The 10,000-nt window shown below is 60.5% G+C and carries 10 protein-coding genes, 1 tRNA gene and 1 riboswitch; of the genes, 5 read left to right on the top strand and 6 right to left on the bottom strand.

Going from position 1 to position 10,000, the window contains the following annotated elements; translation table 11 throughout:
* Both LDL37_RS04495 and LDL37_RS04490 read left to right on the top strand, forming a co-directional pair.
* Positions 1-1,367, top strand: a 1,367-nt coding sequence (locus LDL37_RS04495; RefSeq protein WP_290794976.1) for an autotransporter outer membrane beta-barrel domain-containing protein, incomplete at its 5' end; no start/stop codon positions are given.
* 284 nt (positions 1,368-1,651) lie between these two features.
* On the top strand, positions 1,652-1,897 hold the full coding sequence (locus tag LDL37_RS04490) for a hypothetical protein (RefSeq protein ID WP_290794973.1): 246 nt from the start codon (positions 1,652-1,654) through the stop codon (positions 1,895-1,897).
* A gap of 248 nt (positions 1,898-2,145) precedes the next feature.
* On the opposite strand, the gene LDL37_RS04485 is transcribed toward LDL37_RS04490, so the two are convergent.
* The 3 genes from LDL37_RS04485 to lon form a co-directional block, all read right to left on the bottom strand.
* Positions 2,146-2,221: transfer RNA gene (locus LDL37_RS04485), tRNA-Val, on the bottom strand.
* A 96-nt stretch (positions 2,222-2,317) separates the two neighbouring features.
* Positions 2,318-2,596 (bottom strand): HU family DNA-binding protein, encoded by a 279-nt coding sequence (locus LDL37_RS04480; protein WP_013480260.1) that lies wholly within the window; start codon positions 2,594-2,596, stop codon positions 2,318-2,320.
* Positions 2,597-2,860: 264 nt separating this feature from the next.
* Entirely contained in the window at positions 2,861-5,254 is a 2,394-nt protein-coding gene (gene lon / locus LDL37_RS04475; protein WP_290794969.1) for an endopeptidase La, read from the bottom strand.
* Positions 5,255-5,513: 259 nt separating this feature from the next.
* Positions 5,514-5,620: riboswitch (SAM-I-IV-variant riboswitch) on the top strand.
* A gap of 41 nt (positions 5,621-5,661) precedes the next feature.
* Between lon and LDL37_RS04470 the strand changes: the two genes are divergently transcribed.
* The 3 genes from LDL37_RS04470 to LDL37_RS04460 all read left to right on the top strand — a co-directional run bounded on the left by LDL37_RS04470 (position 5,662) and on the right by LDL37_RS04460 (position 7,797).
* Positions 5,662-6,726, top strand: coding sequence for a low specificity L-threonine aldolase (locus LDL37_RS04470; RefSeq protein WP_290794966.1), 1,065 nt, complete (start codon positions 5,662-5,664; stop codon positions 6,724-6,726).
* A 123-nt stretch (positions 6,727-6,849) separates the two neighbouring features.
* The gene (locus LDL37_RS04465; protein ID WP_290794963.1) at positions 6,850-7,119 is read left to right on the top strand and encodes a hypothetical protein; all 270 of its coding nucleotides are present in this window, start codon (positions 6,850-6,852) and stop codon (positions 7,117-7,119) included.
* A gap of 174 nt (positions 7,120-7,293) precedes the next feature.
* On the top strand, positions 7,294-7,797 hold the full coding sequence (locus tag LDL37_RS04460; RefSeq protein WP_290794960.1) for a cytochrome c family protein: 504 nt from the start codon (positions 7,294-7,296) through the stop codon (positions 7,795-7,797).
* A gap of 78 nt (positions 7,798-7,875) precedes the next feature.
* Here the strand turns inward: LDL37_RS04460 and gmk are convergent, their stop codons facing one another.
* The 3 genes from gmk to mltG form a co-directional block, all read right to left on the bottom strand.
* Entirely contained in the window at positions 7,876-8,517 is a 642-nt protein-coding gene (gene gmk, locus LDL37_RS04455; RefSeq protein WP_013480255.1) for a guanylate kinase, read from the bottom strand.
* Between the two features lies 1 nt (position 8,518).
* Positions 8,519-9,397, bottom strand: a complete 879-nt coding sequence (locus LDL37_RS04450) for a YicC/YloC family endoribonuclease (RefSeq protein WP_290794955.1) — start codon at positions 9,395-9,397, stop codon at positions 8,519-8,521.
* The coding region (gene mltG / locus LDL37_RS04445; protein WP_290794953.1) for an endolytic transglycosylase MltG at positions 9,394-10,000 on the bottom strand (607 nt) is incomplete at its 5' end. The genes mltG and LDL37_RS04450, both read right to left, overlap by 4 nt.

Here is a 10,000-nt window from a genome sequence, read left to right as displayed (position 1 = left end):
CCACGACGGTGAATGTGCGCAAGGAGGGTACGCTGCGCTTTGTGCCGGATACGGCCAATCCCAACACCCCCATCATCGTCGCCTCCGGGGCCGCCGTTTTTGAAACCGGGGCCAAGGTGCAGATTGGTATGTCGAGCATCGTCAAACCGGCGACGCGCTATACGCTTCTTACTGCTTCGAACATCACGCTCGGCACGCTTGATACGGCCAGCCTCGACAGCAATATCCCCTATCTGTACAAGGCCGCCCTTTCGACCAATACGGCGAATACGACGCTCTATGCCGATGTCCGCCTGCGCACGCAGAGCGAAACCGCCCTGTCGGTCAATGAGTTCGCGGCCTTCGATGCCATTATGACCGCCGCCCAAGGCAATGCCAGTGCCACACGCGCCCTGCTCGATCCGACCACGGCGGAGGGTTTCAACAAGGCCTATCTGTCGTTCCTGCCCGACTATTCCGGCGAAACGCTGCTGACCCTGTCCAAGAGCAATGACGGCCTGTCGCGCACCATGGCCAGCCAGTCGATCATCCCGCAGGCCGGTGTCAACCAGTACTGGGCGCAGGAATACGGCTTCCAGATCAATCGCGACCGCACAGACGTCACGGGCTTCGAATCGACCGGCTTTGCCTTTGCGGGCGGCGTCGAACGCGGCATTACCTCAACCCAGGCCGCCGGTCTTTATCTGGCCTACACCGCCACCAACCCCAAGGGTACTCTGGGCGCGCCGGACGAAGACCTCAGCTCGACCGACCTGTCTCTTGGGGCCTATTGGCGCCTCGATAACGGTTCGGGCCTGAAAGGCTGGGTGCGCGGCGGGGTGGGCTACGCCAACTTCGAATCGAAGCGTCAGATCCTCGAATCCGCCTTCATCGCCAGCTCGACCGCCAAGTGGAAGGGCGTGAGCTATTCGGGCAGCATCGGGGCTTCCTATAGCGTCGATGCCGGCTGGCTGAGCCTGACCCCCATGGTCAGCGCCGACTATTTTGGCCTGAAGGAAGACGCCCATACCGAAACCGGCGGCGGCACGGCGTTCGACCTGTCGGTGGATGAGCGTACCGGCCATATCTTCAGCGGCACCGCCTTGCTGAATATCGGCCGCTCCAACAAGAACGCCCTGTTCCGTCCGGAAATCTGGGTCGGCTACCGTAACAACTTCTCGGCGGAAATCGCCGATACGGTGGCGCGTTTTGGCACCGCTACGCCGTTCACGCTCAAAGGGGGCGACATCAAGGGCGGCGCCCCGATTGCGGGTGTGCGCCTTGCGGCCTCCAACGAGTACAGCTATTTCGGTATCGAAGCCGAATATGAAAAGTACGACGCCTACGACAACGTTTCGCTGTCTCTGCGTGCCCGCTTCCAGTTCTAGATCATTATGATTTCTGGTAGAAACATATTGATCTAGATTTTTGTTTAGCCCCTCGCCGGGCGGCGGCTGCGCCGCCTTGGCCGCCGCCTCAATGGCGGCTTGAGCGGAATGATTCCATTAGAAATCATTCCGCTCTAATTGCTTCCAGTTCGGACCGCAGAAACCGCCGGTAACCCCGGCGGTTTTTTTTATGCGCTTCCTACTCGCCGACGCTGTTATCCGTGCTGAGCGTTTTCATGCTTGCGCCTATCCTCAGTCCATCGAAGAGACAGAGGAGCCTTCCTATGGCGAGTACAACAACGGCCCCCGGTAAGGGCACAAACAGCATTCTCATCCTGATTGGCGTGGCCGTGATCGCCCTTCTGGCGGTCGGTGCCGTGTTTCTGATGCAGGACAACCGTAGCGGCTCTGAGCGCATGGGTGATGCCGTCGAGGCCCTGCCGCAGGGCGTGGACAAGGCGGCGGATGAACTGGGCGATCAGCCGCCCGCCGAAAATATCAAACGTAACGCCGAAAAGGCGTCAAACTAAAAAACCAGACCGGCCTGAAAACGCTCAGGCCGGTTTTTCTTTGCCGCGTTGGACGCGCAAAAACGGTACGATGTGTGGGAGAAAGGGTAAGCGATGACGGGATCGAACCGCCGTTTGCGACAGCAAACAAACAAAAATGCGGCGGTTCGCTAAATGTGAGGGGAAATGATGAGCGATGACGGGATCGAACCCCCGTTTGCGACAGCAAACAAATAAAAATGCGGCGGTTCGCTGAATGTAAGGGAAGATGGTGGGCGATGACGGGATCGAACCGCCGACCTACTCGGTGTAAACGAGCCGCTCTGCCAGCTGAGCTAATCGCCCCTCCACAGGGGACCGGACATAAAAAACCGGAGGCCGGTCAATGCCAACCTCCGGTTCCGAAGTCAAGCCGTTTCGGCTTAAATTCTGTGAGTGATATTAGCCGTTCAGGGCGTTCTTCAGGCCTTCGCCGACGCGGAAGCGCGCGGTGACCGAGGCCGGACGCGAAACGGTTTCACCGGTGCGCGGGTTACGGGCCGTGCCGGCTTCGCGCTTCACAGCGAGGAAGGTGCCGAAGCCGACGAGGCGGACTTCTTCACCCTTTTTCAGGGCGTCCACGACGGAATCGGTGAAGGCATCAACGGCCTTCTTGGCTTGTTCCTTGGTCAGGCCCGCCTGATCGGCAATGGCGGCCACGAGTTCAGCTTTGGTCGTCATAAGTTTCTCCCTGCCCGCCATGACGGGCATTTGTGTGAACCGTTCCCTGTCGGACTCAGCGAGTCGTCGGCGGGTGGACCCGATAGAGACTACAAAAACCCCCGCTCGTCAAAAGCGAAATCGCATTTTTTGCACTGCAAACCGAGTTTTTTTAAGGACTTACACAAAAAAGAGCGAAATTTGAGGCGCTTAGCCAACAAATTCCGCTCTTTATTTTCAACCGTTTTGGCGAGTGCACGCCAAAATAGCGCTATCCCTTACGGCTTAATGGGCCGTGAGACCGTCTGCGTCATCCGCAGCGGGCACCGCCGGGGGCGGAATCACCGGCTCCACCCACTCGATGGATTCAAGCGGTCGGGTCAGGGCGTGGGTCAGAACCTGCTCGACATGGCCAACCGGAATGATCTCCAGACCGGCCTTCACATTCTCAGGCAGTTCGGTCAGGTCCTTCTCGTTCTCCTTAGGGATCAGCACCGTCTTGACGCCCGAACGCAGGGCTGCCAGCAGCTTTTCCTTCAGGCCGCCAATAGCCAGCACGCGACCACGCAGGGTGATTTCGCCGGTCATGGCGATATCCTTGCGCACCGGAATGCCGGTCAGGACCGAGACCATGGCGGTAACCATGGCCACACCGGCCGACGGGCCATCCTTGGGCGTAGCGCCTTCCGGGACGTGGACGTGCACATCGGTGCGTTCAAAGACCGGCGGCAGGATGCCGAACTTCGGCGCCAGCGCCTTGACGTAGGAATTGGCCGCCGAAACGGATTCCTTCATCACGTCCTTGAGGTTACCGGTGACCTTCATATTGCCCTTGCCGGGCATTTTGATGGCTTCGATGGTCAGGATGTCGCCGCCGAATTCCGTCCAGGCGAGGCCCGTGACGATACCGACCTGATCGGTTTCATCGGTTTCGCCATAGTGGAATTTGCGCACGCCGGCATATTTGGCCAGACGTGCCTCATCCACCGTGATCGAGCTGACCTTCTCACGGGCGAGGTCACGGATGGTCTTGCGCGCCAGATTGCCCAGTTCCCGCTCCAGCGAACGCACGCCCGCCTCACGGGTGTAGTAGCGGATCAGGTCGCGGATAGCCTGTTCCGGCACGATCCACTCCTCGCCTTTGAGGCCGTGATCCTTGGCCAGAGACGGCAGGATGTGGCGCTTGGCGATTTCGACCTTCTCATCCTCGGTATAGCCGGGGATGCGGATGATCTCCATGCGGTCCAGCAGGGGCTGCGGCATGTTGAGCGAGTTGGCCGTCGTCACGAACATGATCTTGGACAGGTCGTAATCGACCTCCAGATAATGGTCGTTGAAGGTCGAATTCTGCGCCGGGTCCAGCACTTCGAGCAGGGCCGAGGCCGGGTCGCCGCGCCAGTCAGCCCCCATCTTGTCGATTTCATCGAGCAGGAAGAAGGCGTTGGTCGTCTTGGCCTTCTTCATCGACTGGATGATCTTGCCCGGCATGGAGCCGATATAGGTGCGGCGGTGGCCCCGGATTTCCGATTCGTCGCGCACACCGCCGAGGCTGATGCGCACGAATTCGCGACCGGTCGCCTTGGCGATGGACTTGCCCAGGCTCGTCTTACCCACACCCGGAGGGCCCACAAGGCACAGGATCGGGCCTTTCAGCGTACCCATGCGCGCCTGCACGGCCAGATGCTCAAGGATGCGCTCCTTGACCTTCTCAAGGCCGTAATGATCGGCATCCAGCGTGTCTTCGGCCTTGCTGAGGTCGATCGGCTTGGGCTTGGACGCGCCCCAGGGAATGGCCAGCAGCCAGTCGAGATAGTTGCGCACGACGGTCGATTCGGCCGACATGGGCGACATGTGGCGCAGCTTGTTCAGCTCCGACATCGCCTTGGCGCGGGCTTCCTTGCTCAGCTTGGTCGCCTTGATCTTCTTTTCGAGTTCGAGGATCTCGTCCTTGGCGTCGTCCTGCTCACCCAGCTCGCGCTGAATGGCCTTCATCTGCTCGTTGAGGTAATATTCGCGCTGGGTCTTTTCCATCTGACGCTTGACGCGCGAACGGATCTTCTTTTCGACCTGAAGAACGCTGATCTCGCCTTCCATCAGGGCATAGATCTGCTCCAGCCGCTTGGCGACCGCCAGTTGCTCCAGAAGCTGCTGCTTCTCGCCGATCTTGATGACCAGATGCGCGGCAATCGAGTCGGCCAGCACGTCGGCTTCCGACACTTCGGCCAGGGCCTGAAGGGCTTCCGGCGGAATCTTCTTGTTGAGCTTGATGTAGTTTTCGAACTGGTCGGTGACGGCGCGCACCAGCGCTTCGAGGTCAGGGCCCTGCGTCACGGCGGGCTCCAGCGCATAGGCTTCGGCCTCATAGAACTCGCTGCGGCCGGTAAAGCGCTTGATCTTGGCGCGCGACTTGCCTTCGACCAGCACCTTGACCGTGCCGTCGGGCAGTTTCAGCAGTTGCAGCACATTGGCAAGCACGCCGATGTCGTAGATGGCGTCGGCTTCGGGATCGTCGTCACCGGAATTTTTCTGGGTGGCCAGCAGGATCTGCTTGTCGCCCTTCATCACCTCATCGAGCGCCTGCACGGACTTTTCACGTCCGACAAACAGCGGCACGACCATGTGCGGGAACACCACGATATCCCTCAAAGGCAATACGGGTATGGTCAGAACATCAAACATTACTTACTCCTGAGCCGGACAGCGCGCCTCGCCAAGGGCGTCCAACGACCACCCTGCGTAAAGAAAAAGGGCGCGTTCTCCGGATATATACGCGCAATGTCTGCGCAGGGGTTCACCATTCACCTTAGACGATTCCTCGGCTGAACCTAGGCTGAATGTGGGACTTTCCCACCCATATTCAAGGGCGGCCGGATCGCGTCCCGCCAGCGGTTTCCGCAGAAACTTTCGCTTGCGCAAACGCTTATGAACGGCTAAGGCGAAACGGCATCCAGAGTTAAGCGACGCGCTTAACGCCAACCTGCCCTTCCCGGCAAGGTGGCGTCCGGAAACGGAGATGCGGCCGAACCGGCAACCAACGGGACCAAGGCTCATGCGTCGCAAAACTCATTCTATCTGAGAGACGCCCCATGCCGGACACCGCCCTGCCCCTCACGACCTTAGCGCCGCAGCAATTCGCCAGCGACAACTATGCCGGCATCTGCCCCGAAGCGTGGAACGCCATGCGCGAGGCCAATGCCGGCTCAGTCCCCGCCTATGGCGACGACCCCTGGACTCAGCGCGCCGCCGACGCCCTGCGCGACCTGTTCGAGCACGAGGCCGAGGTCTTCTTTGCCTTCAACGGCACGGCGGCCAATTCGCTGGCCCTGGCGTCTCTGTGTCAGTCCTATCACAGCGTCATATGCTCCGCCTCGGCCCACGTCGAAACCGACGAATGCGGCGCACCGGAATTCTTCTCCAACGGCTCCAAACTGCTGGTGGCCGCCTCGACCGACGGCAAGTTGACGCCGGAGGCCATCCGCGCGCTGGCCACCAGCCGCTCCGACATCCACTTCCCGAAGCCTCGTGCCGTCACCATCACCCAACCCACCGAAACCGGCCTCGTCTATACCATCAACGAAGTGAAGGCCATTGCCGCCGTCTGCCGCGAACTGGGTCTGCGTCTGCATATGGACGGCGCGCGCTTTGCCAATGCCTGCGCGGCGCTCAACTGTAGCCCGGCCGACATAACGTGGAAGGCCGGGGTCGATGTGTTGTGTTTCGGCGGCACCAAGAATGGCATGGGCGTGGGCGAGGCCATTTTGTTTTTTGATCGCGTGCTGGCGCAGGATTTCGACTATCGCTGCAAACAAGCCGGGCAACTGGCCTCCAAGATGCGCTTTCTGGCCGCGCCGTGGCTGGGCATGATCAAGGACGGGGCGTGGCTGAGGAACGGTCAGCACGCCAATGCCTGCGCCCGCCGACTGGCTGATAAGATTTCCGGTTTACCGGAAATAGAGCCCATGTTTGCCGTGCAGGCCAATGCCGTCTTCCTCAAGGCGCCAGAGGCTGTTCTGGACGCCCTGCGCGCCAAAGGCTGGCGCTTCTATACCTTTATCGGTGGTGGGGCGCGCTTCATGTTCGCCTGGGACGCCGACCCGGCGCGAGTGGATCAACTGGCCGCCGATATTCAAAACGCGTCTAAAAACAGATAGAAAGGCGAATTTTCTGAGACTTCACTTTCGCTATTGGCGAACCCACCTGCGGCATTGCGCGCATTGATTATTTACCGGACCGGGCGCATCCTGATCCCTCAACCACAAGATGGGAGATGGATCATGCCCGGACTGGCCTACCGCTTTTTCGACAACAATACCGGTGAGGAGGTGTTCGCCTCGGACGATTTCGACTTCGCCGCCATGCCGACAGTGAATCACCTGATCCGCGATCCGGAACTGGTGGCGCGTTACGGTGGCCCGGCGGTGATCAATCGCATCGAGCAGGGCGAAGTGAATAAGGCGGGTGCCGTCGAATACCGCATCTTTATTGACGGTTCTGAGGAGCGCCTGAATTCGCAGGACATCGACGAGAATTACCGTCGGTCCTGAGCTTTTCACCGAAAGCTGTTGAATTTTAAGCAGGTCACGCCTTCTATCGGGCGTGGCCTTTTCTTCTTCCGCCCCCTCTGCCTGTGGCAAGGCGTCACAGGCACGGGCAGAGTCGCCTCTCGCCAAAAGTCACTGTGTCGGCTAAACGCTTGACGTGAACCGATGGAGATTTTAATGCGCGCAGCCTTGTTTTTGGCCCCCCTGACCCTTGCCCTGTGCCTTTCGGGCTGCGGCGACAAACCCACAGAGACGGCAAGCGAAACCGCTGCAACGCAAGCTAATGTGCCGGCGGTCGAGGGGCCTTCAGACGCCGAAAACGCCGCCAAACTCGCCACCCTGCCCGCCCCCTACAATACCGCCGATCTCAAGGCGGGTGAGAAGGCGTGGACCAAGTGCCGCTCGTGCCATACGCTGGTCGAAGGCGGGGCCAATATGGTCGGCCCCAACCTTTACGGCGTATTCGGTCGCAAATCGGGCAGCAAGGCCGATTATCAGTATAGCGACGCGATGAAGGGCCACAACGCCGTGTGGGACTTCGCCACGCTCGACGACTATATCACCCATCCGCAAACGACCGTACCCGGCACCAAGATGGGCTTTATGGGCCTTAAGGACGAGACAGAGCGCCACAACCTGATCGCCTATCTCAAGGTTGAGACCAGTCCGGCCCAAAAGTAAGTAAAAAAGCCCTCCGAACCGGTCGGAGGGCTTTTTTGTTCCGGGGTGAAGGGGGCGAGCCCCTTTTCTTGTTTGACCCTAAAGCGGCTCGCTCATCAGTTCATCGACAAACGGCGCGATCCACAGGCCACGTGAACGGCGCGCCGTTTCTGAATGATAGATATGCACCAGCTCCGCATAGGAACGGTCGAAATCGTCATTCAGGATGACATAGTCGTACTCGGCCCAATGCGCGATCTCACCCTTGGCGCGGCTGAGGCGGCGCTGGATGACGTCGTCGGCGTCCTGTGCACGAGCATAGAGACGGCGCTTCAGTTCTTCCATCGACGGCGGCAGGATGAAGACGCGCACCACGTCCGACGGCGCCTTGGCCGAGATGCGCTGCGCCCCCTGCCAGTCGATGTCGAACAGCACGTTCTGCCCCTGAGACAGGGCTTTTTCCACCGGTTCGCGCGGTGAGCCATAGCGGTGGTCGTGCACCGCCGCCCATTCCAGAAGGGCGTCGTTTTTGACCAGATCGTCCATCGCCGCGTCGCTGATGAAGTGATATTCGCGGCCGTCCTTTTCACCGGGACGCGGTGAGCGGGTGGTCACAGAAATCGACAGGTCGAGGTCGGCGTGATCGGCCATCAGGCGGCGGCACAGCGAGGTCTTGCCCGCGCCCGAAGGCGAGGAAACGATCAGCATAAGGCCGCGGCGAAGACGTTGGGAATTAGGCATATTACTCTACGTTTTGAACCTGTTCTCGGAACTGGTCGATAACCGACTTTAACTCCAGCCCTACCTTGGTCAGGTCGCTGAAGGCGGCTTTCGAACAGAGGGTATTGGCTTCGCGCATGAATTCCTGCGACAGGAAATCGAGCTTGCGCCCCTGCGACTGGCTGTCGCCGAGGAGCGTGTGCGCGGAGGCGATATGGGTGCGCAGACGATCCAGTTCCTCGCGCACATCGGCCTTGACGGCCATGACGGCGGCTTCCTGAAGGATGCGCTCCTGAAGGTCAGCATCGGGCAAAAGCTCATTCAGACGCCGGGTGAAACGTTCGCGGATCACTTCGGTCTGCTGCGCCGCCAGCGCCTCGGCCCGATCCACGGCGTCGGTCATGGCGCTCAGGTGCTGGGTCAGCACGTCAAACAGCGCCCGCCCCTCGTCCTGACGCGCGGTTTTCAGGTGTTCCAGCACCGCCCCCAGATCGGCCAGCAGGGGCGCTTCCAGCGCCGCCACGTCGGTATCGGTTTCCGCACTGGCCGCCTCGATAACGCCGCGCAGGGACAAAAGCCCATCCAGCGACGGCATGGTCGCCTGACCGGCCTGCATCAGGCCCTGCCCCACTTCGAGATACTGGTTGAGGACAGCGTGATTGACGCTATAGCCCGTCTGGACCTCGGTCGTTTGCACGCTGAGGTTCAGCGACACCTGACCGCGCTGAAAACGCTGCTTGACCAGATCGCGCGCCGCCCGCTCCACATAGTCGTAGCCAGAGGGCACGCGCGTCTTGAGGTCCAATGAGCGCCCGTTGACCGAACGCACCTCATAGACCCAGGCGACCGTCCCATGATGGCCTTCCACCCTTCCAAAGCCGGTCATACTCGACAGGGTCATTTACCGGTGTCCTTGACGGGTTGGGCCGAAGCGGGCGTGGCCTGCGCCTCGATCTGACGCCATTTGGCGACATTGATCAGGTGTTGCTCGTAGGTTTCGGCGAAGACGTGGCCGCCCGTGCCATCCGCTACGAAATACACGTCCTTGCTTGGGGGCGGATTGAGCACGGCCTTTAAAGACTCCTTGCCCGGATTGGCGATCGGGGTGACGGGCAGACCGTCGATCAGATAGGTGTTCCACGGGCTGGGCGTATCCAGTTCGGAGCGCCTCAACCCGCGCCCCAGAGGCTCACCCTTGGACACCGCATAGACCACGGTCGGGTCCGATTGCAGACGCATCCCGTTACGCAGGCGGTTCACAAACACGGCAGCGACCTTCGGGCGCTCATGGGCCAGACCCGTTTCCTTCTCGACGACCGAAGCGAGGATCAGCGCCTCTTCCTTGGTTTTCAGCGGCAAGTCCGGCGCGCGCGTCGCCCACAATGCGTCGAGCGTCTCACGCCCGGCGGCCAGCATACGGTCCAGCACCGACTGACGGGTTTCACCGATCTCGTACTGATAGGTTTCGGGCAGGATAGACCCTTCCGGCGGCACTTCGACATCG

It is taken from the genome of Asticcacaulis sp. (assembly GCF_020217185.1).
Classification (GTDB): Bacteria; Pseudomonadota; Alphaproteobacteria; order Caulobacterales; family Caulobacteraceae; genus Asticcacaulis.
Note: the sequence above shows the minus strand (reverse complement) of the source record. Positions and strands in the feature narration are given on the sequence as shown.

What these genes read in the sequence shown, in the direction of transcription:
- LDL37_RS04490 (WP_290794973.1), top strand. Translation starts at nt 1,652, where the DNA reads ATGGCGAGTACAACAACGGCCCCCGGTAAGGGCACAAACAGCATTCTC.
- LDL37_RS04480 (WP_013480260.1), bottom strand. Translation starts at nt 2,596, where the DNA reads ATGACGACCAAAGCTGAACTCGTGGCCGCCATTGCCGATCAGGCGGGC.
- lon (WP_290794969.1), bottom strand. Translation starts at nt 5,254, where the DNA reads ATGTTTGATGTTCTGACCATACCCGTATTGCCTTTGAGGGATATCGTG.
- LDL37_RS04470 (WP_290794966.1), top strand. Translation starts at nt 5,662, where the DNA reads ATGCCGGACACCGCCCTGCCCCTCACGACCTTAGCGCCGCAGCAATTC.
- LDL37_RS04465 (WP_290794963.1), top strand. Translation starts at nt 6,850, where the DNA reads ATGCCCGGACTGGCCTACCGCTTTTTCGACAACAATACCGGTGAGGAG.
- LDL37_RS04460 (WP_290794960.1), top strand. Translation starts at nt 7,294, where the DNA reads ATGCGCGCAGCCTTGTTTTTGGCCCCCCTGACCCTTGCCCTGTGCCTT.
- gmk (WP_013480255.1), bottom strand. Translation starts at nt 8,517, where the DNA reads ATGCCTAATTCCCAACGTCTTCGCCGCGGCCTTATGCTGATCGTTTCC.
- LDL37_RS04450 (WP_290794955.1), bottom strand. Translation starts at nt 9,397, where the DNA reads ATGACCCTGTCGAGTATGACCGGCTTTGGAAGGGTGGAAGGCCATCAT.